General features: G+C 71.9%; 25 protein-coding genes. 10 read left to right on the top strand and 15 right to left on the bottom strand.

The annotated features are described in order from the left end of the window. Positions 1–14: 14 nt before the first annotated feature. From OHO83_RS38815 to OHO83_RS38790, 6 genes are all read right to left on the bottom strand, one after another. Entirely contained in the window at positions 15–1,682 is a 1,668-nt protein-coding gene (locus OHO83_RS38815; protein ID WP_330280561.1) for a serine/threonine-protein kinase, read from the bottom strand. A gap of 92 nt (positions 1,683–1,774) precedes the next feature. Further along, positions 1,775–3,067, bottom strand: a complete 1,293-nt coding sequence (locus OHO83_RS38810; protein WP_266667414.1) for a DUF6986 family protein — start codon at positions 3,065–3,067, stop codon at positions 1,775–1,777. Positions 3,068–3,240: 173 nt separating this feature from the next. Next, positions 3,241–4,203, bottom strand: a complete 963-nt coding sequence (locus OHO83_RS38805; RefSeq protein WP_330280560.1) for an electron transfer flavoprotein subunit alpha/FixB family protein — start codon at positions 4,201–4,203, stop codon at positions 3,241–3,243. 61 nt (positions 4,204–4,264) lie between these two features. After that, positions 4,265–5,050 carry an electron transfer flavoprotein subunit beta/FixA family protein gene (locus OHO83_RS38800; RefSeq protein ID WP_266667418.1) on the bottom strand — a complete coding sequence of 262 codons (786 nt, stop codon included), beginning with the start codon at positions 5,048–5,050 and terminating at the stop codon, positions 4,265–4,267. Between the two features lie 168 nt (positions 5,051–5,218). Next, entirely contained in the window at positions 5,219–5,725 is a 507-nt protein-coding gene (locus OHO83_RS38795) for a flavin reductase family protein (protein ID WP_330280559.1), read from the bottom strand. A gap of 210 nt (positions 5,726–5,935) precedes the next feature. Next, positions 5,936–6,343 carry a TlpA family protein disulfide reductase gene (locus tag OHO83_RS38790; RefSeq protein ID WP_266667422.1) on the bottom strand — a complete coding sequence of 136 codons (408 nt, stop codon included), beginning with the start codon at positions 6,341–6,343 and terminating at the stop codon, positions 5,936–5,938. A 76-nt stretch (positions 6,344–6,419) separates the two neighbouring features. Between OHO83_RS38790 and OHO83_RS38785 the strand changes: the two genes are divergently transcribed. After that, the gene (locus OHO83_RS38785) at positions 6,420–6,836 is read left to right on the top strand and encodes a DUF4395 domain-containing protein (protein ID WP_329436365.1); all 417 of its coding nucleotides are present in this window, start codon (positions 6,420–6,422) and stop codon (positions 6,834–6,836) included. A gap of 175 nt (positions 6,837–7,011) precedes the next feature. Beyond that, positions 7,012–7,740, top strand: a complete 729-nt coding sequence (locus OHO83_RS38780; protein WP_266667426.1) for a lysophospholipid acyltransferase family protein — start codon at positions 7,012–7,014, stop codon at positions 7,738–7,740. Between the two features lie 40 nt (positions 7,741–7,780). Here the strand turns inward: OHO83_RS38780 and OHO83_RS38775 are convergent, their stop codons facing one another. The 7 genes from OHO83_RS38775 to OHO83_RS38745 all read right to left on the bottom strand — a co-directional run bounded on the left by OHO83_RS38775 (position 7,781) and on the right by OHO83_RS38745 (position 14,694). After that, positions 7,781–8,467: a B3/B4 domain-containing protein gene (locus tag OHO83_RS38775; RefSeq protein WP_266667428.1), complete on the bottom strand. Its 687-nt coding sequence runs from the start codon at positions 8,465–8,467 to the stop codon at positions 7,781–7,783. A 34-nt stretch (positions 8,468–8,501) separates the two neighbouring features. Beyond that, positions 8,502–9,095, bottom strand: a complete 594-nt coding sequence (locus tag OHO83_RS38770; RefSeq protein WP_330280558.1) for a transglutaminase-like domain-containing protein — start codon at positions 9,093–9,095, stop codon at positions 8,502–8,504. A gap of 105 nt (positions 9,096–9,200) precedes the next feature. Continuing rightward, entirely contained in the window at positions 9,201–10,271 is a 1,071-nt protein-coding gene (locus OHO83_RS38765) for a threonine aldolase family protein (protein WP_266676143.1), read from the bottom strand. Further along, positions 10,268–11,026 (bottom strand): SDR family NAD(P)-dependent oxidoreductase, encoded by a 759-nt coding sequence (locus OHO83_RS38760; protein ID WP_116500344.1) that lies wholly within the window; start codon positions 11,024–11,026, stop codon positions 10,268–10,270. Before OHO83_RS38760 ends, OHO83_RS38765 begins: the two co-directional genes overlap by 4 nt. A gap of 26 nt (positions 11,027–11,052) precedes the next feature. Next, positions 11,053–12,471 carry a DUF6421 family protein gene (locus OHO83_RS38755; protein ID WP_266667432.1) on the bottom strand — a complete coding sequence of 473 codons (1,419 nt, stop codon included), beginning with the start codon at positions 12,469–12,471 and terminating at the stop codon, positions 11,053–11,055. Between the two features lie 82 nt (positions 12,472–12,553). Beyond that, the gene (locus tag OHO83_RS38750; RefSeq protein ID WP_330280557.1) at positions 12,554–13,555 is read right to left on the bottom strand and encodes an alpha/beta hydrolase; all 1,002 of its coding nucleotides are present in this window, start codon (positions 13,553–13,555) and stop codon (positions 12,554–12,556) included. After that, entirely contained in the window at positions 13,552–14,694 is a 1,143-nt protein-coding gene (locus OHO83_RS38745; protein ID WP_329436359.1) for an LLM class flavin-dependent oxidoreductase, read from the bottom strand. The genes OHO83_RS38750 and OHO83_RS38745 overlap by 4 nt, the downstream gene beginning before the upstream one ends. 154 nt (positions 14,695–14,848) lie before the next feature. Between OHO83_RS38745 and OHO83_RS38740 the strand changes: the two genes are divergently transcribed. Beyond that, on the top strand, positions 14,849–15,433 hold the full coding sequence (locus OHO83_RS38740; protein WP_266667437.1) for a PadR family transcriptional regulator: 585 nt from the start codon (positions 14,849–14,851) through the stop codon (positions 15,431–15,433). Between the two features lie 292 nt (positions 15,434–15,725). Beyond that, positions 15,726–16,409 (top strand): glycerophosphodiester phosphodiesterase, encoded by a 684-nt coding sequence (locus OHO83_RS38735; RefSeq protein WP_266667439.1) that lies wholly within the window; start codon positions 15,726–15,728, stop codon positions 16,407–16,409. Between the two features lie 55 nt (positions 16,410–16,464). Here the strand turns inward: OHO83_RS38735 and OHO83_RS38730 are convergent, their stop codons facing one another. Then, positions 16,465–17,016 carry a GNAT family N-acetyltransferase gene (locus OHO83_RS38730; protein ID WP_330280556.1) on the bottom strand — a complete coding sequence of 184 codons (552 nt, stop codon included), beginning with the start codon at positions 17,014–17,016 and terminating at the stop codon, positions 16,465–16,467. 79 nt (positions 17,017–17,095) lie between these two features. Between OHO83_RS38730 and OHO83_RS38725 the strand changes: the two genes are divergently transcribed. Together OHO83_RS38725 and OHO83_RS38720 are read left to right on the top strand one after the other, a co-directional pair. After that, positions 17,096–17,482 (top strand): VOC family protein, encoded by a 387-nt coding sequence (locus OHO83_RS38725; protein ID WP_266667443.1) that lies wholly within the window; start codon positions 17,096–17,098, stop codon positions 17,480–17,482. Positions 17,483–17,620: 138 nt separating this feature from the next. Continuing rightward, a complete protein-coding gene (locus OHO83_RS38720) occupies positions 17,621–19,012 on the top strand; it encodes an NAD(P)/FAD-dependent oxidoreductase (protein ID WP_330280555.1) in 1,392 nt (463 codons plus the stop codon). A gap of 9 nt (positions 19,013–19,021) precedes the next feature. Here OHO83_RS38720 and OHO83_RS38715 read toward each other — a convergent pair whose 3' ends face one another. Continuing rightward, on the bottom strand, positions 19,022–20,485 hold the full coding sequence (locus OHO83_RS38715) for a PucR family transcriptional regulator (protein WP_330280554.1): 1,464 nt from the start codon (positions 20,483–20,485) through the stop codon (positions 19,022–19,024). Positions 20,486–20,574: 89 nt separating this feature from the next. Here OHO83_RS38715 and OHO83_RS38710 point away from each other — a divergent pair, with 89 nt between their 5' ends. The 4 genes from OHO83_RS38710 to OHO83_RS38695 all read left to right on the top strand — a co-directional run bounded on the left by OHO83_RS38710 (position 20,575) and on the right by OHO83_RS38695 (position 24,607). Continuing rightward, positions 20,575–21,582 carry a DUF917 domain-containing protein gene (locus OHO83_RS38710; RefSeq protein WP_329436353.1) on the top strand — a complete coding sequence of 336 codons (1,008 nt, stop codon included), beginning with the start codon at positions 20,575–20,577 and terminating at the stop codon, positions 21,580–21,582. Continuing rightward, the gene (locus OHO83_RS38705; protein ID WP_330280553.1) at positions 21,579–21,761 is read left to right on the top strand and encodes a hypothetical protein; all 183 of its coding nucleotides are present in this window, start codon (positions 21,579–21,581) and stop codon (positions 21,759–21,761) included. The genes OHO83_RS38710 and OHO83_RS38705 overlap by 4 nt, the downstream gene beginning before the upstream one ends. Beyond that, complete coding sequence (locus OHO83_RS38700) at positions 21,758–23,113, top strand: hydantoinase/oxoprolinase N-terminal domain-containing protein (RefSeq protein WP_330280552.1); 1,356 nt, start codon at positions 21,758–21,760, stop codon at positions 23,111–23,113. Before OHO83_RS38705 ends, OHO83_RS38700 begins: the two co-directional genes overlap by 4 nt. An 87-nt stretch (positions 23,114–23,200) precedes the next feature. Beyond that, positions 23,201–24,607 carry a purine-cytosine permease family protein gene (locus OHO83_RS38695; protein WP_266667451.1) on the top strand — a complete coding sequence of 469 codons (1,407 nt, stop codon included), beginning with the start codon at positions 23,201–23,203 and terminating at the stop codon, positions 24,605–24,607. Positions 24,608–24,659: the final 52 nt, after the last annotated feature.

Here is a 24,659-nt window from a genome sequence, read left to right as displayed (position 1 = left end):
GCCTCGGCGGGCGGTCAGCAGACGGGGAGCCCGGGGAGCGGCGCGTTGTTGTCGCCGCCCTTGAGGTAGACGTCGCTGACGAAGACGTTCGTGTTGCCGCTGTCGTCGTCCGTCTTCGCCCACCAGACATTCGTCCACTTCCCGTACGTCTCACGGCGGCCCAGGTTCTGCTGGCAGTAGAAGTAGTTGATGCCCGCGTTCAGGACGCCCGCGCGGTCCCCGGAGGCGGTGTACGAATCGGACGTGCGCCACACCGTGCAGTCGTACTTGCCGCCGCCGGCGGAGTGGCAGGCCGGAGCGGGTGCCGGGCTCTCCGCGCCGCCTCCTCCTGTGGTGCCGCTCTTCGTGGGGCGGGGCGCGGCCGGAGTGGAGGCGGCGGGCGCGGGCCGGGTCGCGGACGGCTTCGGGTCCGGCTTCTCCGACGCGTTGCCGTCGTCCGGCTCCCGCGCCTTCTGGTGGCCCTGGCCCGAGGACTTCCCCGTGCCGTCCAGGGCGCCCCGGCTGCGGTCGGGTTCCGTCGTGCCCGTGGCCGCGGAGCCCGTTGAAGCGGCCCGGTCTCCCTCGTCGCCGGACCCGTGGAGCGCTGTCACCGTCGCACCCGCCGCCCCGAGCACGGCGATCACGGCCGCCACGGCGAGCAGGACGCGCGTACGGCCGGGCTTGCGTGCCTCGTCAGGCGCCGGGGCGTTCACGGGGGCCGGCGGCGGGGCGTGCACCGGGGCCGGCGCCGGCCCGAAGCCGGGCGGCGGCACGGACGGCACGTTGCGCACCGTCGTCTCCCGGGGGCGCGGCCCCGGCTGTCGGAGTGCGGCCGTGGCAACATCCGCCGGTGCCGCGGCGACCGCTTCGAGAAGCTCCCGTGCCCGCTCGGCGTCCGGCCGCGCCAGCGGGTCCTTGGCCAACAGCTGCTGGAGTACGGGGGTGAGGCGGCCGGCCCGCCGGGGTTCGGGCAGCGGCTCGACGACGATCGCCGTGAGGGTCGACCACGTGGACGTACGCCGGAAGGGCGAGGCTCCTTCGACGGCCGCGTACAGCGTGGCGCCGAGGGCCCATACGTCGGATGCCGGACCGGGGTCCTGGCCCTGGGCGCGCTCGGGGGCCAAGTAGTCGAGGGAGCCGACCAGTTCGCCGCTGCGGGTGAGGTGGGTCGCGCAGCCGTCGTCGGGGTCGTCCATCGTCGCGATGCCGAAGTCCGTGAGGACGACGCGGCCCGAGCGGTCGAGGAGGATGTTGCCCGGCTTCACGTCCCGGTGCAGGACCCCGGCGCGGTGGGCGGCCGCGAGAGCGTCCAAGACCTTCGCGCCGATCGCGGCGGCCTCGCGCGGATCGAGCGGGCCCCGGTCACGCAGCACGTCGTCGAGGGACGGGCCGTCGACGAGCTCCATGACGATGAGGGGCCGGCCGTCGGCCTCCGTGACGTCGTGCACGGCGACGACTCCGGGGTGGCGCACGCGGGCGGCGGCACGGGCCTCGCGCTGCATCCGCACGCCCAGGTCGGCCAGTTCGGACCCGGCGGCGTCCGAGTAGGTGCGCAGTTCCTTGAGGGCGACCTCGCGGCCGAGCACCTCGTCGACCGCGCGCCACACGACTCCCATGCCGCCGCGGCCGAGCTGTTCCCGCACCCGGTACCGCCCGGCGAGGAGGCGGCCGCCGCCCGTCTCTTCCTGATCCCCCGAAGACACCGCTGCCCCGTCCTTGTGACGCCTGTTTCAGTGGCGTACAGCCTACGGGGCAGCGGTGACAGGACCGGATGAGCGTGACGGGACCGGGACGGTCAGCGCTCCTGCGCGGTCAGGTCGCCACGGCGCGGGCCCGCGAAGCCCTGGAGGCGGGCCAGGGTGAGGCCGGTGATCCGGGTGACCTCTCCGGTGTCGAGGGCGCCGCAGTCCAGGCCGCGCAGCAGATACCCGGCGAGCGCCTTGGCGGTGGCGGGCTCGTCCGCCACGTCGCCGCCCTCGTGGTGACCGGCGTAGGCGGCCAGGCGCGCGGCGGCCGACTCGAAGCCCTCGCGGTAGAAGGCGAAGACCGCGGCGTAGCGGGTCGGGATGTGACCCGGGTGCATGTCCCAGCCCTGGTAGTAGGCGCGGGCCAGGGCACGGCGGGTGAGCCCGTAGTGCAGGCGCCAGGCGTCGTGGACCTTCGCGGTCGTACCGACGGGCAGGACGTTGGTGGAACCGTCCGAGACGCGGACGCCGGTGCCGGCGGCGGCCACCTGCATGACGGCCTTCGCGTAGTCGGCGGCCGGGTGGTCGCTGGCCTGGTAGGCGGCGCTGACGCCGAGGCAGGCGCTGTAGTCGAAGGTGCCGTAGTGCAGTCCGGTCGCGCGGCCTTCGGCGGCGTCGATCATGCGGGCGACGGCGGCGGTGCCGTCGGCGGCGAGGATGGACTGGCTGGTCTCGATCTGGATCTCGAAGCCGAGGCGCCCCGCCTCGAGGCCGTGGGCCTTCTCGAACGCCTCCAGGAGCCGGACCATGGCGGTGACCTGCTCCGGGTACGTCACCTTGGGGAGCGTGAGGACGAGCCCGTCGGGAAGGCCGCCCGCCTCCATGAGGCCGGACAGGAAGATGTCGAGGGTGCGGATGCCCCGGTCGCGTACCGGCTCCTCCATGCACTTCATGCGGATGCCCATGTACGGGGCGGCGGTGCCGTTCTGGTACGCCTCGGCGACGAGACGGGCGGCGCGGGCGGCGTCCTGGTCCTCGTCGGCGCCCTTGTAGCCGTCCTCGAAGTCGATGCGCAGGTCCTCGACCGGCTCGCGCTCCAGCTTGGCGCGTACGCGCGAGTGGACGGCCTCGGCGAGGTCGTCGCCCAGGCCGAGGACGGCGGCGAAGGAGGCGGCGTCCGGGGCGTGTTCGTCGAGCATCGCCAGGGCCTTGTCGCCCCACGTACGGATGCTGTCGGCGTCGAACTGCTCGCCCGGGATGTACACGGTGTGGACGGGCTGCCGGGTGCCGGGGTCTCCGGGGTAGCGGCGCTCCAGCTCCGCGTCCACCGGGGCGAGGGAAGCGCTGATGCCCTCGCTGACCGCTCCGGCGAGGCTCGTTGCCACCTTCTCTTGCTGACCCATTCCTGCACCCTCCACACTCTCGACGTTCCAGAGTTTCCGCTTCACGGAATCAACAATCCGCATGGCGAAGTTATCTGTGCTCGTCACCTGCGTCAATGGTCCCCCGTACGCGAACGGGGCCGCGCGGTGAAGATCACCACGCGGCCCCGTCACCGTTACCGGCCCGGAGAAGCTCAGCCCTTGCGGGTGTTGATGTCCTCGGTGAGCTGGGGGACGACGTCGAAGAGGTCGCCGACGACGCCGTAGTCGACGAGGTCGAAGATCGGGGCCTCGGCGTCCTTGTTGACCGCGACGATGGTCTTCGAGGTCTGCATACCGGCCCGGTGCTGGATCGCGCCGGAGATACCGTTGGCGATGTACAGCTGCGGGGACACACTCTTGCCGGTCTGGCCGACCTGGTTGGAGTGCGGGTACCAGCCCGCGTCCACCGCGGCACGCGAGGCACCCACGGCCGCACCGAGGGAGTCGGCGAGGGCCTCGATGAGTGCGAAGTTCTCCGCGCCGTTGACGCCACGGCCACCGGAGACCACGATCGCGGCCTCGGTCAGGTCCGGACGCCCGGTCGACTCACGCGGCGTGCGCGAGACGACCTTCGTGCCCCTCGCCTGCTCGGAGAAGGACACGGTCAGGGCCTCGACCGTGCCGGCCGCCGGAGCCGGCTCGACCGGAGCCGAGTTGGGCTTGACGGTGATGACCGGGGTGCCCTTGGCCACACGGGACGTGGTCGTGAACGAGGCGGCGAACGCCGACTGCGTGGCAACCGGACCCTGCTCGCCGGCCTGCAGGTCGGTGGCGTCGGTGATGACACCCGACCCGATCCGCACCGCGAGACGGGCGGCGATCTCCTTGCCCTCCGCGGACGAGGGCACCAGAACCGCGGCCGGGGACACCGCGTTGTAGGCGGCCTGCAGCGCATCGACCTTCGGCACGACCAGGTAGTCGGCGTACTCGGAGGCGTCATCGGTCAGGACCTTGACGGCGCCGTGCTCGGCCAGGACGGCCGCGGTGCCGGCGGCACCCGCACCCAGCGCCAGCGCGACGGGCTCACCGATGCGGCGGGCCAGCGTCAGCAGCTCCAGGGTGGGCTTGCGGACGGCACCGTCCACGTGATCGACGTAGACCAGAACTTCAGCCATGGGACTTCTTCTCTCCTGCGTGCGAAAGATGAGGGCTAAGGGGGCGATGGGACGGGCGGGGCTAGATGAACTTCTGGCCCGCGAGGAACTCGGCGAGCTGCTTGCCGCCCTCGCCCTCGTCCTTGACGATCGTGCCCGCGCTGCGCGCCGGACGCTCGGCCGCCGCGTCCACGACCGTCCACGCACCCGCCAGACCCACCTCGTCGGCCTCCAGGTCCAGATCCGACAGGTCCCAGGACTGAACCGGCTTCTTCTTCGCCGCCATGATCCCCTTGAACGAGGGGTAACGCGCCTCGCCCGACTGGTCGGTCACCGACACCACCGCCGGCAGCGAGGCCTCCACCTGCTCCGAGGCGGTGTCACCGTCACGACGGCCCTTCACCACACCGCCCTCGACCGACACCTGCGACAGCAGCGTCACCTGCGGCACACCCAGCCGCTCCGCGAGCAGCGCCGGCACCACACCCGCCGTGCCGTCCGTCGACGCCATACCGGACACGACCAGATCGAAACCGGCCTTCTCGATCGCCTTCGCCAGCACCAGCGACGTGCCCACGATGTCCGTGCCGTGCAGATCGTCGTCCTCGACATGGATCGCCTTGTCCGCGCCCATCGACAACGCCTTGCGCAACGCGTCCTTCGCGTCCTCCGGACCCACCGTCAACACGGTGATCTCCGCATCGTCCGCCCCGTCCGCGATCTGCAACGCCTGCTCGACCGCGTACTCGTCCAGCTCCGACAACAGACCGTCCACATCATCACGGTCCACCGTCAGATCATCAGCGAAATGCCGGTCCCCCGTCGCGTCCGGCACATACTTCACGGTGACAACGATCCTCAAGCTCACGCCGGCTCTCCTACTGCAATCGTCTTTACTGGGCGGCCTTGCTCCCTGCAGGCAGCATAGGCGTCCGAAGCGGACTCTCCCGGTCGGGGCGGCCCGCGCCCCGAACGAAATATTACTCGTCAGTACACCCAGCATCTGCCCGCTAAGCAAGCGCTTTGAACTGTGATCCTAGTCGCGCAGACCGTTGAAGCGGCCCTGGTGGTAGACGAGCGGCCGACCGGTCCCCGCGGGGTCCCCGGCGACGGCCTCGGCGAGCACGATGCGGTGGTCTCCGGCGGGCACGCGCACGATCACCCGGCACACCAACCAGGCCAGGACGCCGTCGAGTACGGGCACACCCTCCGGGCCCTCGTGCCAGCCCGTGGGCTCCCCGAAGCGGTCGGCGCCGCTCTTCGCGAACGTGGCGGCCAGATCCCGCTGGTGCTCGCCGAGTATGTGCACGCCGACATGTTCGGCCTCGGAGACGACGGGCCAGCTGGAGGCGCCCAGGCCGATGCCGAACGAGATGACGGGAGGCTCGGCCGACACCGACGTCAGGGAGGTGGCGGTGAAGCCCACGGGGGCGGCGCCCCGGGCGGTGATCACGGCGACTCCGGCCGCGTGCTGCCGGAAGACCGAGCGCAGCAGGTCGGGCGATGCGGCGGTGGCGGTGCGGAGATCGGGCGTGGCCGTCATGGAGTTGTCCTTCTGCCGGAGGGGTGCGAGCGGGGTCCGTGGCTGCTCAGGAGCTGGGACAGCGCGCACTCGCGCAGCGGGCGAGGTCCACATGGACACGCTCGAAGAGAAGGAGTTCCGTCGGCATACAGTCAGGCTGACGATAGGTGGTGCGTGCAGTCAAGGGCGTCCCGCCATCTGGGAGAAGCGTCACCACGGGGTCACCACCCGTCAGACCGCCTCCCCGAGCGCGGCGATGACGTCCGCCTTGCGCGGCTGGCCGGAGGCGCGACGGACGATGTGTCCGGCCGCGTCGAGGACGAACACGGTGGGTGTCTTGAGGACGCCGAGTTCCCGTACGAGGTCGAGCCGGTCCTCGGCGTCGATCTCCACGTGGGCCACGCCGGGAACCATTTCGGCCACTTCGCCGAGCACGCGCCGGGTGGCCCGGCACGGGGCGCAGAAGGCGCTGGAGAACTGCAACAGGGTGGCCCGCTCCCCCAGTTCCTCGCCCAACTTCGCCGCCCCGAGAGCCGCTTCGCCCTGCCGCACCTTCATCCTCCCGCTCCGCCGCCGTTGCATCAGCCCGAAGACGCTCGCCGCGGCGAGCACGGCCACACACACCACAAGTCCGGTCATCGTTCCAGTGCAGCATTCACGAGACCGCAAAGATTCCCCGGGTCCGCGCGGCGCATCGATGCGGAATGCTGGGTTCATGGACATCGATGTGAGAGGGCCGCGGTTCGGCGCCGCGGTCACGACGGTCGTACTGGCCCTGGTGCTCGTCACGGGCAGCGCCTGGCTCCTGGCGTGGCAGACGCTGTGCTTCGCGCTCGGCGCGGCGGGCGGGGTGGGGCGCTCTCCCTACGCGTGGCTGTTCCGGACGGCGGTGCGGCCTCGGCTCGGGCCGCCCACGGAGTTCGAGGCCCCGCAGCCGCCGCGGTTCGCGCAGTTCGTCGGGCTCGTCTTCGCCTCGGCCGGCCTGGTGGGTCTGGCGTGGGGGCCGGGCTGGCTGGGGCTCGGGGCGACGGCCTGCGCGCTGGCGGCGGCGTTCCTCAACTCGGTGTTCGGCTACTGCCTGGGATGCGAGATGTACGTGCTCCTGCGGCGTGGCGCGGCACGATTTGGCTGATCAACGGGTTGCGGAGACCGCGTCGGAGTGACGAGGATCTCGCGCCCTGCCGGAACCAGGACTGGCTACTCAGCCGTTGATGGGGCACGATCTGCGCTAGCCACAAAACCTACGGCTGCGTAACTTCCCGCCGGGAGCCCCCTCCCCAGGCAGAGATGAAGGGTCCTCCCCCTCCATGGCAGAGCTCGTCTACCGTCCGGTCATCGGCGCGGCCCGCACGATGTTCAAGGCGCTCGATCTGAAGATCGACGTCAAGGGCGCGGAGAACATTCCGCGCTCCGGCGGCGCGGTCCTGGTCAGCAACCACATCAGCTACCTGGACTTCATCTTCGACGGTCTCGCTGCGCTGCCACAGAAGCGCCTGGTGCGTTTCATGGCGAAGGAGTCGGTCTTCCGGCACAAGATCTCCGGTCCGCTGATGCGCAGCATGAAGCACATCCCCGTGGACCGGAAGCAGGGCGAGGACGCGTATGCGCACGCCCTCGACTCGCTGCGCTCCGGTCAGGTCATCGGGGTGTTCCCCGAAGCGACGATCTCGCAGTCGTTCACGCTGAAGAGCTTCAAGTCGGGCGCCGCGCGCCTGGCCCAGGAGGCCGGTGTGCCGCTGATCCCCATGGCGCTGTGGGGTACCCAGCGTCTGTGGACGAAGGGCCACCCGAAGAACTTCAAGCGTCATCACATCCCGATCACGATCCGGGTCGGCGAGCCGATGGAGGCCCCGCGCGACCAGTTCGCCGGTGCGATCACGCGGCGGCTGCGCGAGCGCGTGCAGGAGCTTCTCGAAGCGGCGCAGCGCGCGTACCCCGTACGTCCCAAGGGTCCGGACGACACCTGGTGGATGCCCGCGCACCTCGGCGGCACCGCGCCCACCGCGGCAGAGGTGAAGGCCGCCGAGGCGCGCTGAATCGGTACTGCAGACGTGCCGCGGGCCCGCCGCGGTGCGTCTACTCCGGTGCGTGGACGGTGATCCGCGCGCCGGGGCTGAACTTCTCCAGGAGTTCGGCGAGTTCGGTGCCGGCCGCCGCCACGTCGCAGTGCGGCCCCATCGCCTCCAGCAGGAAGAGCGCGTTGACCGATTCCTCGGTGAGGCGCGTGCGCGTGCCCTGGCGCCAGTTCCAGCGGCGGCAGGTCACGCCGTCGTCGTCGCACCAGACGACCTCGCCCGCGTCGGGGTGTTCCACGACGTCCGCTCCCCCGGCCACGGTGGCGAAGCCCTCTTCGCCGGTGGCCCTGACGAGGCGCATCCCTCCCTTGATGTGGTCCAGGTCCTCGCCGCCGACCGGGATCAGATGGGCCACGCTGATCGCGTTGTAGACGTCGACCAGAGTGTTGATCCGCGGCAGCCCGCCGTCCGCGAGGGCCCTCTTGGCCAGTGCCTCCGCGGAGTTGCGGGTACGGGAGGGCTTGGCGCCGAAGGCCGTGTAGGCGGCGCGCCAGGCCTCCATGTGCGGGTCCTCGTGCGGGGCGCGTCCGTCGAGGCGCGCGGCGAGGCGGCGTGCGGCGTCGTCGAGGAGGGCCGAGGTCCCTTCTCCGCTCGGGGTGTTGACCAGCCCGTACGCCTCGATGGCGACGTGCCGGAACTCGGGTGCGAGGGTCCGTACCTCGTCGGACACGGTGAGGTGGAGGGTCATCGTCCGCCTTGCTGTTCGGGGTGCGCTTGCTGTTTCAGAGTGCGTCGGGGAGGTGTTCCCACAGGTACGGCCGGTCGGGGGCGTCTCGCAGGGCGCGCAGAACGGCCGGGTCCGGTACATCAAAGAGTACCGGATAGTCCACCTCATTGGACTCCGCGTCCGCGACGAAGGCCAGCCGCTCGCCGTCGAGGGAGAACTGGGCGTCGACCCCGGGCTTGTTCCCGCGGCAGTCCTGCCGATGCCAGGCCCCATGGAAGCGCACGGCGACCAGGCCGTGCAGCACGTGTCCGCTTCCGGCGTCGTGCCTCAGCCGCTGGTAGCAGAGCGCGGTGGGGATGTCCTCGGCGCGCAGGAGCGCGGCCAGCGCGTGGGACTTGGCGTGACAGATGCCCGTCCCCTGCTCCAGGACGTCCGAGGCGCGCCAGGTGACGCGGAGGTCCCCGCTGTCGGCAGAGTGCGGAATGGCGTCCCGCACGAACTCATAGGCGACCTGCGCGTATGAATATGAGTCGGAGGCCTGGGCGGCGAGGCGCTCGGCAGCCTTCCGCACCAGTGGATGGTGATGGTCGACGGCCTCGTCGGCCGCCAAGTAGGCAGACAGGTCAGGGTTCTTCTGGATCAGCCGCATGGACCGGGAGCATAGAAATGCGACCGACCGCGCGTCAATGGCTTTACGGTCGATCGCATATCTATGCAGTAATGCGGGTGAGGACAGGCGAGTCCGGAGGGGCGCCTAGCGGGCCATTTCCTCCTTGAGGGCGGCGACGAAAGCGTCGACGTCCTCCTCGCGGGTGTCGAAGGCGCACATCCAGCGGACGTCGCCGGCCGCCTCGTCCCAGAAGTAGAACCGGAAGCGCTTCTGGAGGCGCTCGCTGACGTCGTGCGGCAGCCGCGCGAAGACGGCGTTGGCCTGCACCGGATACAGGATCTCGACACCGTGCACGGCGCGGACCCCCTCGGCGAGGCGCTGGGCCATCTCGTTGGCGTGCCGCGCGTTGCGCAGCCACAGGTCCTTGGCGAGCAGGGCCTCCAACTGCACCGACACGAAGCGCATCTTGGAGGCGAGCTGCATCGACAGCTTGCGCAGATGCTTCATGTGGCTGACGGCGTCCTGGTTGAGGACGACGACGGCCTCGCCGAACAGGGCGCCGTTCTTCGTGCCGCCCAGCGACAGGATGTCGACGCCGACCGCGTTCGTGAACGTGCGCATCGGCACGTCGAGGGAGGCGGCCGCATTGGCTATGCGGGAGCCGTCGAGGTGCACCTTCATACCGCGCTCGTGGGCGTGGTCGCAGATCGCGCGGATCTCGTCGGGCGTGTAGAGCGTGCCCAGTTCGGTGTTCTGCGTGATCGAGACGACCTGCGGCATCGCGCGGTGCTCGTCGTCCCAGCCGAAGGCCTGCCGGTCGATGAGCTCGGGCGTGAGCTTGCCGTCCGGGGTCGGCACGGTGAGCAGCTTGAGGCCGCCCATCCGCTCCGGGGCCCCGCCCTCGTCCACGTTGATGTGCGCGGACTCGGCGCAGATCACCGCGCCCCAGCGGTCGGTGACCGCCTGGAGCGCGACGACGTTGGCCCCGGTGCCGTTGAAGACCGGGAAAGCCTCGGCCGTGGGGCCGAAGTGGGCGCGGATGATCTGCTGGAGGTTCGCCGTGTAGTCGTCCTCGCCGTACGCGATCTGGTGACCGCCGTTGGCGAGGGCGAGGGCCGCGAGAATCTCCGGGTGCGCGCCCGCGTAGTTGTCGCTCGCGAAGCCGCGGACGTCCGGGTCGTGATGCCTGCGGGCGTCGGTCTTGGGCGGATTCACGGCTTCTCGGTCAGCCACAGACGGGTCCCGTTCAATTCCTTGGCGGGCCGGTCCCAGACGCCGGCGATGGCATCGGCCAGGTCCGTGACGTCCGTGAAGCCCGCGAACTTCGCGTTGGGTCGCTCGGCGCGCATCGCGTCGTGCACCAGCGCCTTCACCACCAGGATCGCAGCCGCCTGCTGCGGACCCTCGTCACCCCCCGCCTTGCGGAAGGCGTCACCGAGGGCGAGCGTCCAGGCCTCGGCGGCGGCCTTCGAGGCCGCGTACGCCGCGTTGCCCGCGGTCGGCTTGCTGGCGCCCGCGGCGCTGATCAGCAGGAAGCGTCCGCGGTCGCTGCGCAGCAGGGCGTCGTGGAACGCGAGGGAGGTGTGCTGGACCGTACGGATGAGGAGCTTCTCGAGCAGCTCCCAGTCGGCGAGGTCGGTCTCGGCGAAGGAGGCGCTGCCGCGCCAGCCGCCGACGAGGTGGACCACGCCGTCGACGCGCCCGAAGTCCTTCTCCACGTGGTCCGCCCAGTCGCGGGTCGCCTGCAGGTCGAGCAGGTCGACCGTGTCCCCGATGACGGTGGCGCCGCCGTGCGCGTAACGCGCCGCGTCCACGGCCTCCGCCAGGCGTGTGGCGTCCGCGTCCGCTCCGACGACCGTCGCGCCCGCCTCGGCGAGGCGCAGCAGGGTCGCGCGGCCCGCGGGTCCCCCCGCGCCCGCGACCGCGATGACCGCTCCGTCCAACGTGCCGTTCCCGTTGCCTTCGGCCATGACCGTCGCCTCCTCGTCGCGAGCGCTCACGCGGCGGCCTGCTCGGCGCCCGCAGCCGTGATCCCCTTGGTGGAGGCGATCACGTTCTTCAGCTTCTTGGACAGTGCCTCATAGAACATGCTCAGCGGAAACTCGTCCGGAAGCACGTCGTCGACGAGTTTGCGCGGCGGCAGGCTCAGGTCGAGGGCGTCTGGGCCCTTGGCCCAGCGGGAGCCGGGGTGCGGGGCCAGGTACTGGGACACCAGGTCGTACGCGGCGAACCAGTGCACCAGCTTCGGGCGGTCGATGCCGTCGCGGTAGAGCTTCTCGATCTCGGCGCACAGCTGGTTCGTGACCTGCGGGGCACGCTCCCAGTCGATCTGGAGCTTGTTGTCGGTCCAGCGCACCACGTCGTGCTTGTGCAGGTACGCGAAGAGGAGCTGGCCGCCGAGTCCGTCGTAGTTGCGCACGCGCTCGCCGGTGACCGGGAAGCGGAACATGCGGTCGAAGAGGACGGCGTACTGCACGTCGCGGCCCTGCGGGAAGCCGTCGGCCTCCAGCTTCACGGCCTCCTTGAAGGCGGTGAGGTCGCAGCGCAGCTCTTCGAGGCCGTACATCCAGAACGGCTGGCGCTGCTTGATCATGAACGGGTCGAACGGCAGGTCGCCGTGGCTGTGGGTGCGGTCGTGCACCATGTCCCACAGCACGAAGGCCTGCTGGCAGCGGTCCTGGTCGGAGACCATCTCGCGGATGTCGTCGGGCAGTTCGAGCCCGAGGATGCCGACGGACGCCTCGGTGACGGCGCGGAAGCGGGCCGCCTCGCGGTCACAGAAGATGCCGCCCCAGGAGAAGCGCTCGGGGGCCTCGCGCACGGCGATGGTCTCCGGGAAGAGCACGGCCGAGTTGGTGTCGTAGCCGGCGGTGAAGTCCTCGAACGTGATCCCGCAGAACAGCGGGTTGTCGTAGCGCGTCGCCTCCAGCTCGGCGAGCCACTCGGGCCACACCATGCGCAGGACGACGGCCTCCAGATTGCGGTCCGGGTTGCCGTTCTGCGTGTACATCGGGAAGACGACCAGGTGCTGCAGTCCGTCCTCGCGGCGCGCGGCGGGCTGGAAGGCCAGCAGCGAGTCGAGGAAGTCGGGGACCTGGAAGCCCCCCTCCGCCCAGCGGCGCAGGTCGGCGACGAGCGCCGAGTGGTACGCGGCGTCGTGCGGGAGCAGCGGAGAGAGCTGCTCGACGGCGGATATCGCGCGGTCGAGCGTCAGCTCGGCGACGGCCTTGGACGGGGCGCCTTCGGCGGCGAAGTCGATGGAGCCGTCCTTCTGCTGCCAGGGCCGGACCTCTTCCACGGCGGCCTTGAGCAGGGGCCACGCCGGGTGTTCCACCACCCTGCTTTCGGGGCTTCCCCCGACCTTCTCCGGAGGAACCTTCCCCTCCACGCCCGACTGCACAAGAATTTCCGTCATTACCCATCCTCCACGGGAGAACCTCGCGTACAGACACCGTAAACGGGCGAGGTTCTCCACCACAAGGGGAGCCGGGAGGAAGTTATCCTGCGCGACCCCCTGGTTCACCGTCGTTTTTCCTGCCCGACACGGTTGAAACGATGGCCTTCGCCACATCCGCCAGGGCCGTGCGGGCGTCGTCGAGCAGCTCGGGGAAGCCGAAGAAGCCGTGGAACATCCCCGGGAAGTGGCTCTCGGTGACCTCCACGCCCACCGCACGCAGGGCGGTCGCGTACGCGAGCCCCTCGTCGCACAGCGGGTCGCAGCCCGCCGTCACGATGTGGGCGGGCGGCAGCGAGGCGAGGTCGGCGAGGAGCGGTGAGACGTGCGGGTGGGACCGGTCGTCGTCCGGGCCGAGGTACTGCTCGGCGAACCAGCGGCAGTGCGCGGCGGTCAGGAAATAGCGGTCGGCGTTCCGCGCGAACGACTCCGTCGACTGATGGGCGTCGGTGGCCGGATAGACGAGGGCCTGGAGCGCGATGTCCGGGCCGCCCCGGTCCCGGGCCAGAAGGCAGATGACGGCAGCGAGGTTTCCGCCCGCGCTGTCGCCCGCCACCACGAGGGCGTCCGCGTCGCCGCCCAGCGCGGCGTGGTGGTCGGCCGCCCAGCACAGCGCCGCGTAGGCGTCGTCGACGGCGGCCGGGAACGGCGACTCGGGAGCCAGCCGGTAGTCGACGGAGACGACCACGGCCCCCGCCTCGCGGCACAGCCCGCGGGCGGTGGAGTCGTGGCTGTCCAGGCCGCAGATCACCCACCCTCCCCCGTGGAGGAAGACGACGGTCGGGCGCGGGCCGGGCGCGTCGTCAGGGTCCGGGCGGTAGATGCGTACGGGGATCCGCGGCGCTCCGGCCGGGCCGGGGATGTCGCGGTCCTCGACGGAGCCGACCACCGGGGGCGGGAGCGGCGACGCGGGCGCCGCGGCCAGTACGCGGCGGGCCTCGGCGGCGTCGGTGACGGCGCCGCCGAGGTCGGGGAAGAACGCCGTCATCGCGTCGACCAGGGCGCGGACATCGGGTGCGAGGCGGTCCTCGGGCGCGGGGTTCATGCGGACACCGCCTGGTGCTCCTGGGCGCGGAAGTGCGGGATGACCTTCTCGCCCCACTGCCGCAGCGTCTCCAGACAGGCCTCCTGGGGGACGGTCCCCATCTGGACGAGGCACATGATCTCGTCGGCGCCCGCGTCGCGCAGGCGCTCGACATAGGCGATGGCGTCGTCGGCGGTGCCGTAGGCGTGGTCGGCGTTGAAGGTGGCCGTGGCGGTGGGGCGGACCGGGATCCGGTGTTCGTGGAGGCGGGCCACGACCTGTTCGGCGGCCCTGCGCATGTCGGCCGCCTCGTCGGCGCCCTCCACCACCGCCTCGTCGGGGACGCCCGCGCCGCCGTACCAGTGGCCGATGGACTGCGCGAAGAACCGCTGTCCGCGAATGCCGATGTTCCGGGCCGTCTCCTGGTCGTCCAGGACGATGGTCGGGCACAGGACGGAGAAGTGGTCGTTGACGACGCCGGACACGAAGCGGTCGGGGGTGCGGGCGGCGATCGCGTCGTCGTAGGCGCGCCGCATGCCGGCGATGGACTCGGGGCCCGCGAAGCCCATCACCAGGGCGCCGATGCCGAGTTCGGCGGCCTGGGTGAGTGTCTCGGTGCGGCTGCAGGCGAGGAAGAGGGGCGGGTGGGGCGTCTGTTTCGGGCGGGGCAGGACGGGGTGCGGGTCGATGTCGAGGAGCTCCCCGTGGTGTTCCAGCTCGTCCTTCTCCCAGGCCTTCCCGATGATCCGCAGCGCCTCCTCGACCTCCTGTGTCGTGCGCTCCCTGTCGACACCGCACAGGGAGGTCTCCTGCTCGGTGCCGCCCCGGCCGGCCCCGAGGTCCAGGCGGCCCCCGGAGAGCAGGTCGAGCATGGCGGCCCGCTCGGCGACCCGCACCGGATGGTTGAAGTTGAAGGGCATGCACACGACGCCGTGCCCGATCCGGATGGTGCTGGTGCGGGCGGCGACCCAGGTCAGGAAGATCTCCGGGGCCGACATGTGCGCGTACCACTTGAGGGAGTGGTGCTCGACGGCCCAGATCCGGTCGAAGCCCATCTCCTCGGCGAGGACCGCCTGCTCCACGCAGTCATGGATGACCTGATGTTCGTGTTCGACGGTGGGATCGGCGAGCTGCGCCTCGAAGATGACGGAGAACTTCACGTTGCCTCCAGGGAGTTGAGCCATCCACGCTATTCCGGTTAGGTATATGACTAACCGTCAGATGCCGGGGCGGCAAGACCGGGGACGGGATTCGGCGAGAAGGCACGTGCCAGCATCTTGCGGTGACCGGCTCCCGGTCACTTCAATGCGGCGCATGGCTGACGACCTGCCACCGACCGCGTGGGCCGTACTCGGGCTTCTGTCCTTCCCCGGGGAACGGACCGGATACGAGCTGAAGAAGTGGGCCGACGCCTCCCTGCGGTTCTTCTACTGGTCGCCCGCCATCAGTCAGATCTACGCCGAACTGCGCCGCCTCGAATCACTGGGCTACGTCACGTCGCTGCACTCCGGGGCCGAGGAGCCGCGGGCCAAGCGGACGTACGCGATCACCGAGGAGGGGCGCGGGGCGCTCGCGGTGTGGGCCGGGGGCGGGCAGGATCTCGGCGCGCCCGTGCTCAAGCACCCCGTGCTCCTGCGCGTCTGGCTCGGGCATCTCGCCGCGCCGGAGCACCTGCGGGGCCTCGTGACGGAACACGTGGCCCGCACGAAAGGCGAGCTGAAGGAGGTCAGGGACGCGCTCGGGCGGGCCGACGGAGTCGAGGCGTGGGCCCATCCGCAGATCGCGTTGCGCTGGAGCGAACGGCGGCTCGCGGCCGAAGTCGAACTGGCCGAGGCCATGCTGGACGACCTGGACGCGGCCCCCGGTCAACCTCCGGGGAACTCGCCCACCCAAGGGTGATGCTTCCCGCGCCAGGCTGCCGGGGGCGGTAGGACGGACCGGTCCCCGTCCTCCCCCTGTCCCTCAGCCCGTCTGGAGCCTCCGACCGTGAGCATCCGTGCCGTCCTGGTCGCCGCCGTCATCACTGGACTGGTCCTAGGAATCACCGCAACCAGAGCGGACCACTCCACTCCCTCGCGTCGGACCGGTCCCATCGTGGAGACGGGCCGTTAGGCTTCGGCCGTGCCGCGCGGGAGAGTCCGTCCGTGACCCGCGCGGGTGCCGAGCCGCCGTCGACGGAAGCGAGACGATCTTGAACTTCCTCACCATCGGGCATCGCGGAGTCATGGGTGTCGAACCCGAGAACACCCTCCGGTCCTTCGTCGCCGCGCAGCACGCGGGCCTCGACCTCATCGAACTCGATCTGCATCTGAGCAAGGACGGCGCCCTCGTCGTCATGCACGACGCCGAGGTCGACCGCACGACGGACGGCCGGGGCCCCATCGCCGACAAGACCCTCGCCGAGCTGCGCGCCCTGGACGCGGGGCGCGGCGAGCGGGTGCCGGTCTTCGAGGAGGTGCTCGACGCCGTCTCCAAGCCGCTCCAGGCCGAGATCAAGGACGTCGCCGCGGCACGCGCCCTCGCCGACGTCATGCTGCGCCGGGACCTGGTGAGCCGCGTCGAGGTGATCTCGTTCCACGACGCGGCCATCGCCGAGATCGCCCGGCTGGTGCCGGGCGTCCGTACGGCGCTGGTGGCCAGCCGCTACGGCACCGACGTGGTGGAGCGCGCCACCGCCGTCGGCGCCACGTCCCTGGTCCTCAACATCCGGCGTCTGACGCAGGAGATCGTCGAGCGGGCCCGCAAGGCGGACCTGCGGATCATCGGCTGGGTCGTCAACACGCAGGACGATCTGCGCCTGGTGCGGGCGCTCGGCCTGGACGGCGCGACGACCGACTACCCGGAGATCAAACGGACCGGTCGCTTCACCGCCTGAGCCGGGCGAGCGGCCCGTGTCGGCAGAGCGGCCCGCGTCGGTCGAACGGCCCGCGTCAGCCGAGGGGCTTGACCAGCAGCTCGAACTGGAGGTCGTCCCTCTGAGGGATGCCGAAACGCTCGTCGCCGTACGGGAAGGGCGTCATCTCTCCCGTACGGCGGTAGCCCCGGCGCTCGTACCAGGCGATGAGGTCCTCGCGTACGGAGATCACCGTCATGTGCATCTCGCGCACGCCCCACGCCTCGCGGGCGGTGCGCTCCGCCTCCGCGATGATCACCTTGCCGAGGCCCGCTCCCTGGAGGGCCGGGCTCACGGCGAACATGCCGAAGTAGGCGTGCTCCCCGCGGTGCTCCAACTGACAGCAGGCGACGACCGCGCCCTCGCGCTCCACGGTGAGCAGCCGGCTGTCCGGCGACTTGATGACGTCGACGACGCCCTGCGGGTCGGTGCGCTGCCCCTCAAGGATGTCCGCCTCCGTGGTCCAGCCGGTGCGGCTGGAGTCCCCGCGGTACGCCGACTCGATCAGCGCGACGAGCACGTCGACATCGGCGTCGGTGGCGTCCCGGAAGGTGAGGTCACCGGTCGTGGGGCGGGGAGCGATGGACATGGGACGGTCTCCGATCTCGTGCGCGACTGTCGGCGCGGGCGCCGTCGAGCCTAACGCCGAGCCTCTACGCTGCGTTGCCATGGTTCACGTACTGAGCAGCAGGACGCTTCTTCGCCCCACCGACCCGGAGCGGTCGCGGGCCTTCTACGGTGAGGCGCTCGGTCTTGCCGTGTACCGGGAGTTCGGGACGGGTCCCGAGCGCGGGACCGTCTACTTCCTCGGCGGCGGCTTCCTGGAGGTGTCGGGCCACTCGGAGGCACCGCCGTCGCCCGGGCTCCAGCTGTGGCTCCAGGTCGCGGACGCGGCGGCCGCCCACGAGGAGCTGGCGGCGCGCGGCGTCGAGGTGCTCCGGCCTCCGGTCCAGGAGCCGTGGGGGCTGATCGAGATGTGGATCTCGGACCCGGACGGCGTGCGCATCGTGGTCACGGAAGTGCCCGAGGACCATCCGTTGCGCTACCGGCCTTGAGGGAGCGGGTTCCTGGGTACACGCGAGCGGAAGGACCCGTTCGGCGTGCGTGGCACCTGCGCGCGGAAGAGGATGAGCGGGACGGCCGCAGAGCGGCCCCTTCGCGTCCGGATGAGCCCGACCCAGGAGAGACATCCCATGGCAACTCCTCGGATCCTGATCGTCGGCGGCGGATTCGCCGGCATGGAGTGCGCGCACAAGCTGGAGAAGATCCTCAAGCCGGGCGAGGCACAGCTGAGGCTGGTCAGTCCGTTCGACCATCAGCTGTACCTGCCGCTGCTCCCCCAAGTCGCCTCGGGCGTGCTCACTCCGCAGTCGGTCGCGGTGCCGCTGCGCCGCATGCTGCGGCACACCGGCATCGTGCCGGGCGGCGCGGTGGGCGTGGACCCCGAGGCGAAGGCCGTCGTCGTGCGGAAGATCAACGGCGAGACGGTGGTGGAGCGCTACGACTACCTCGTCCTGACCCCGGGCAGCGTCACGCGGCAGTTCGACATCCCCGGCGTGGACCAGTACGCGGTCGGCGTGAAGACGCTGGCGGAGGCGGCCTGGATCCGCGACCACGTCATCTCGCAGCTCGACCTGGCCGCGGCCAGCACCGACCCCGCCGAGCGGGAGTCGCGGCTGCAGTTCGTGGTGGTGGGCGGCGGGTACGCCGGTACGGAGACGGCCGCCTATCTGCAGCGCCTGACCACCGCCGCAGCCAAGCGACTTCGGGGGCTCGACCCGGAGCAGATCAAGTGGCACCTCGTCGACATCGCGCCCAAGTTGATGCCCGAACTCGGTGACCGGCTCGGCGAGAAGGCCCTGTCGATCGTGGAGCGGCGCGGGCTGCACGTGTCGCTCGGGGTGTCCGTGGAGAAGGTGACCGAGGACACCGTGACGCTCACGGACGGCCGGGTGCTGCCGTGCCGCACGCTGATCTGGACGGCGGGTGTCGCGCCGAGTCCGCTCATCGCGACGCTCGGCGCGAAGACGAACCGTGGCCGGCTCGTGGTCGAGCCCGATCTGATGGTGCCGGGGTTCGACGGCGTGTTCGCGCTCGGTGACGCGGCCGCCGTGCCCGACCTCGAGAAGGGCGCCGAGGCGATCTGCCCGCCGACCGCCCAGCACGCCATGCGGCAGGGCTGGGCCGCCGCGAAGAACGTGGCCGCCGCGCTGCACGGTCAGAAGCTGACGCCGTACCGGCACAAGGACCTGGGGCTCGTGGTGGACCTGGGCGGCATTCAGGCGGTGTCCAAGCCGATGGGTGTGCAGCTGACCGGGCTGCCCGCCCAGTTCGTCGCCCGCGCCTACCACCTGGGTGCGCTGCGCACCGTGACGGCCCGCTTCCGCACGGCGGCGAACTGGGGGCTCAACGCGGTCGCCGGCGACGACTTCGTGCGCACGGGGTTCCAGTCGGAGCGGCCCGCGACCCTGAAGGACTTCGAGAAGACGGATGCGTATCTGACGCCGGAAGAAGTGCACGCGATGGTGACGGAGCACGTCAAGGGCAGTTCGACATCGGATCCGACCCGGCCCGGGACCCCTTAGGGACGGAGGTCACGCAGGGCCCGGCGGGGCCGACAGGCGTGCGCGGCAGGCCAGTTGGAGGGCCAGCCTGGTTTCGGGATCGGTGAGGTCGGCGCCCGTGAGGTCCGTGATGCGGCGGATGCGGGCGCCGACCGCGTTGCGGTGCAGATGGAGCTCCTCGGCGGAGCGGGCCGGCGAGTTGTTGTGGTCGAGGTAGGCCTGCAGCGTGCGCAGCAGCGGGTCGGCGCGGTCCGGGCCCAACTCCGTGACGGGCGCGAGGAGTTCGTCCACGGCTTCGCGAGCGGTGTCCGAGGCGTACCACTCCAGGAGCATGCGGTCGAGGCCCGCGGCGTCGTGCGCCGTGACGGGGGCGGTGTCGACGGTGGGCTTGAGGAGGGCGGCCCTGGCCTCACGGGCCGAGGTGCGGATGCCGAGGGGGCCGCGGTGCGGGGCGCCGACGCCGCCGCGCAGGTCCGCCTCGGGGTGCAGTCGGCGCAGCCGGTCGACGGCGCGGCGGGCCAGGGCGAGCGCCGTGCGGCGGCCCGGGGCGCCGGGGTCGGTGGGCCAGGTGCCGAGCAGGACGAGCGCGTCGTCGACGAGGGCGGCGTTCCAGTGGACGCCGTCGGGGACGTGGCCGTCGGCGTGCTGACGTACATCGGTCAGTGTCCTGGGCAGGACGGTGTCGAGGAGCCGGTAGCGGTCCGCGGCGGGCAGCGCCGCGGCTTCGATCCGCAGGGCGATGTGGCGGCCGTCGACGGGGAGGCCGATGGTCCGGCCGCGGGCGGCCACGCGGGCGGTCTGGTCCTGCGGGGCGACGAGGAGTTCGGCGAGGAGGTGGCCGCGGGAGCGCACGGGGACGTCGCCGTGTCCGCCGCCCGCCGCCGTGAGCGCGGCCAGCGCCAGGACGGAGCGGACGGCGGTGCCCGGGTGACCGGGCTGTGCGGCCGCGGCGAGGCGCACCTCGCCGTCGGGTCCGGCGGCCGATGCGCCCTCCTCCCCGGGGCCGGCGGCGCGGCGCTCGACGGGTGTGCCGAGCAGGCGGGCGGCAATCGCGGCGGCCCGTTCCGGGTCGCCCGCGGCGGAGGGCAGTTCGCGGGCGGCTGCCCCGATCCGGGCTAGGGCGTCGGCGGAGTCTCCCGCGACGGCGCGGTCGACGGCCACGACCAGGGCCGCGAGGTCTCCGTCCGTGGTCAGGACGGCGATCCGGCCGCGCTCCGCGAGAGCGTGTACGGCGATGTCACCCGCCGCCTGTTCACCGCCCGGAAGGACGAGCGCCGCGGCGCCGGCCGCCGCGGCATCCCGCACGGCCACGTCGAGGAGGTGGTCCGGCAAGGGCGCGAGGAGCACGGCGACCGTGCCCGCGGGGACGGCCGCGAGTCCGTCGGCGCGGGGTTCCAGGCGGATGCCGGTGACCTCGGTGGCGTCGAGAGGGCCCGCGAGCGGGCGGAGCGTGTCGAGGCCGGGTGCGCTGAGCAGGTCGACGAGGCGCGGCATACGGCCATTGTGCTGGAGGCACATCGTGCTGCCAAGGTGTGTGCTTCCGGCCCATTGGTGGGCGCGTGCGGGCTCGTACTCTGAGCCGTATGCAGATGGACGCCGAAGTGCTCGCCGACTTCGCGCGGGGCTGTGCCGTCCTGGGTTCGGGAGGCGGCGGTGGCCCCGCCGCCGTGACGTGCCCCGTGGCCGAGCAGGCCATCGAGGAGTGCGGGCCCGTAGAGGTCGTGGCGGCCGGCGAGCTGCCTGAGGACGCGTTCGTCATGCCGGTCGGTCTGATCGGCTCGCCCGCCGTCGCCGAGGAGCGCATCGGCAGCCGGGGCGAGCCCGCACGGATGCGGGAGCGCGTCGAGGCGCTGCACGGCGTGCCGGTCGCCGCCGTCCTCATCTCTGAGATCGGCGGGCTCAACGGCTGCACGGCCGTCGCCTGGGCGGCCCGGCTGGGGCTGCCGTTGCTCGACGCCGACGCCATGGGCCGGGCGTTCCCGCGCATGGACCAGAACGTCCTCGAACTGGCCGGGCTCCGGCCGGGCCCGACCGTGCTCGCGGACGAGTACGGCCGCACCGTCGTCCTCGACCATGTCGACGGCCCTTGGCTGGAGGAACTGGCGCGGGCCGTGGTCGCGACGTTCGGCGGGCACGCCGCGTCGTCCGAGTACCCGCTGACGGCCGGGCAGGCCGCCCGGCACGCGGTCGCGGGCTCGGTGACGCGGGCCGTCGACGTCGGGCGCGGCGAGGGGACCCCGCCGGTCCTGACCGGCAAGGTGTCGTCCGTACGGCGGACCGGCGAGGACGCGACACGCGTGCTCCTGGAGGGCACCGGCGCCGACGCGGGACGCCTCGTACGGATCGAGGCCCGCAGCGAGTTCGTCGCGGCGGTCGAGGACGGCAGGGCGCTGGCGCTGGTGCCCGACGTGATCGCTCTTGTCGACGTGCGGACGGGCTGGGCGGTGCCTGTGGAAGAGGTCAGGTACGGGCTGCGGGTGCGCCTCGTCACCCTTGCGTCGGCGCCGATCTGGTACTCGGAGGCCGGCCTGCGCCTCGCCGGCCCCGCCGCGTTCGGGGTGCACGGGCTGACGAGGGAGGTCACGCCGTGATCACCAGCACCGACGAGCAGTCCCGCTGGGCCACCCCGACGAAGCGGCTCACGCACCGACCGCCGACGCGGCTTGCCGCGCCGCCCTCCGCACCGGTCCGGCACACGGAGGCCCGTCTGTCTAGCGCCGCGCCCGCCGCGTTCGGGGTGCACGGGCCGGCGAGGGGGGCCACGCCATGATCATCGGTGTGGATGTGGGCCCCACCAGCACGGATGCCGTCCTGCTGGACGGGGACGGTACGGGCGGCGGTCGGGCGGTCCGGTCGGTGAAGGTGCCGTCTCTGCCCGGCGACGCCGTCGGTTCGCTCGTCGCCGCTGTCGAGGCGCTGCCCCGCGAGCCGCGGGCGCGCGCCACGCAGCTCGCCGTGGGGCTGCGGATCGCCGACCGGGCCCTGGCGGAGCGCGCGGGCCTCGCCCATGTGGGGGTGCTGCGCATCGGGGGCGAGGCCGCCGACACCGTACGGCCGCTGTTCGGCTGGCCGGCCGAGCTGCGCGACGCCGTGTGCGCCGGCACCGCGAACGTGGCCGGTGGCGGTGGGCTCGGCCCGCACGACGGGGCCCCGCTCGACCGGGACGCCGTGGCCCGCTTCGGGGCCGAACTCGCGGGCCGGGCCGAGGCGTTCGCGGTCAGCGCCGTGTTCGCGCCCGCCGACGGGACGCAGGAGCGGGAGGCCGCCGAGATCCTGCGGGCCGAGGCGGGCGCCGACGTGCCGGTGGTCCTGTCGGGCGAGATCGGCTCGCTCGGGCTGCTGCGGCGCGAGAACGCGACGGTCCTCGACGCCGCGCTGTGCCTCCTGGTGACGCGCGTCGCCGGCGAACTGACGGCCGCGCTCCCCCTGCTCGGGCTCGCGCCGGGCGCCGCCGTGCTCGTGACCCGGCACGACGGCACCCTGATGAGCCTGGACTACCTGCGCCGCCAGCCCGGCCTGAGCCTCGGCTCCGGCCCGGCGTGCACGATCCGTGGCGCGGGGCTGCTCGGCGGCGTACGGGACGCCGTCGTCGCGGACATCGGCGAACGCCGGGCCCGAGTCGGCGCGTTGACCGCCGGCTATCCCCAGGAGGCCGGACCCGGAGGGCGCATCGGCGGCGTACCCGTCAGCCTGCGCGTCCCCGAACTGCTCACCGTCGGCGCCGCGGCACACCGCGACCTGGCGGAGGCGGTGGACCGCATGCAGTCGGCCGCCGGCCGGCTCCCCGTCGTCCTGGTCGGCGGTGGCGCGGCCGCGGTGCCCGGCCGCGCGCTTGCCGGATGCGATGTCGTACGGCCCGAACACGGCGGCGTCGCGGGCGCGTTCGGCGCGGCCGCGAGCCCGGTGGGCGGCCACCACGAGCGCATCGTGCGGGCCGGTCCCGGCCGGCGTCTCGACGCCGTACGGGACGAGGTGCGCGACCTGGCCCGGGCCGGGGCCGTGCGCGCCGGGGCGGATCCCCGTCGTGTGCGCACGCTCCTCGAACCGGATCTCACCGTGCCCTACCTGCCGGGCGCGCTGCTCCTGAGGGCCAGGGCCTTCGGGCCGCCACTACCGCTCTGACCTGATCAACACCCTTTCCCCGCACGGCAGTTCAGCTTCGCCCTGCCGTGATTCCGCCCATCCCTCTTCGACGCGAGGACCGTCCCCATGCCCAAGTCGTCCGACGCTCCAACAGCTGACCAGACCGACGAGGACTACCCCCTGGAGCGGGTGCCGCTCGCGGCCCGCTACTCCTGGTTCAACGTAGCCGTGCAGCGCTTCGGCTCGCTCTCCGACCTCACACAGTTCCTCCTCGGCGCGACGCTCGGCGCCGGGCTCTCCTTCTGGGGCGCCTTCTGGGCGATCACGCTCGGCTCGGTGATCCTTGAGGTCGTCTGCATCTTCGTCGGCATCGCCGGGATGCGCGAGGGCCTCGCGACCTCGATGCTGGTGCGCTGGACCGGGTTCGGGCGGTACGGCTCGACGCTCATCGGGCTCGTCATCGCGGTCAGCCTGTTCGGCTGGTTCGGGGTGCAGACCGCGGTGTTCGCGGCCGGTCTCCAGTCGATCATGCCGTCCCTCCCGCTGTGGGCCTGGTCCCTGATCTGCGGGCTCGCGGTCACCGCCCTGGTGCTGCGCGGATTCCGGGCCATGGGCTGGACGGCGTTCGTGACCGTCCCCCTGTTCCTGGGACTCGCCGGGTGGGCGATGACCGTGCAGATCTCCCGGCACAGCTTCACCGACCTGGTCGCGTCGCCGCCGTTCGGCGCGCACATCTCCATCGCGACGGGGGCGACGATCGTCGCGGGCTCGTACATCGTCGGCGCCGTCACCACACCCGACATGACGCGCTTCAACCGCACCACCGGCGACGTCGTCAAGCAGACCCTGGTCGGGATCTCCCTCGGCGAGTACGTCCTCGGCCTCGCCGGGGTGCTCCTCGCCTACGCCGTGAAGTCCTCCGACCTGATCGCGATCATCACGTCCAGCTCGGGCGTGGTCGGCGTGATCGTCCTGGTGTCGGCCACCGTGAAGATCAACAACTGGAACCTGTACTCGTCCGCGCTCGGTCTCATCAGTGCCGTGGAGACCGTGTTCAAGGTGCGCCTCGGCCGGGTCGGGACGACCGTCGGCATCGGTGTGTTCGGCAGCCTCGCCGCGGCGGCCGGGATCCTGGACCACTTCACGGACTTCCTGACGGTCCTGGGCGTCCTCACCCCGCCGATCGCCGGGATCATGGTCGCCGAGTATTTCGTGGTCAAGACGTGGCGGCCCCAGCTCGACGCCTCCCGGGCCTTGGGCCGGCTTCCGGAGAGCGAGCCGAGCTGGGTGCCGGCCACGGTCGCCCTGTGGACCGCCTCCTCATTGGTCGGCTGGTTCAGCGACCACTACGCGTGGTGGGGCATCCCGGCGCTCAACTCACTGATCCTCGCGGGCCTCGGCTACGTGGTCCTCGGCAGGCTCGGCCTCGTGCGCGGCGTCCGTGAGCTGCCCTTCACCCAGCCCGCCCGCCCTGCGGCCCAGATCGAGGCCGAGTCCGGCGCGGCCGGTCCCCTGCCCACCCCCACCCACTGAATCCCGTACCGATCCACGGACGCACCGTCCACGTACGCACGAAGGAAGTCAC

It is taken from the genome of Streptomyces sp. NBC_00569 (assembly GCF_036345255.1).
In the GTDB taxonomy this organism is placed as follows: domain Bacteria; phylum Actinomycetota; class Actinomycetes; order Streptomycetales; family Streptomycetaceae; genus Streptomyces.
This window is presented reverse-complemented; position numbering and strand designations above follow the sequence as displayed.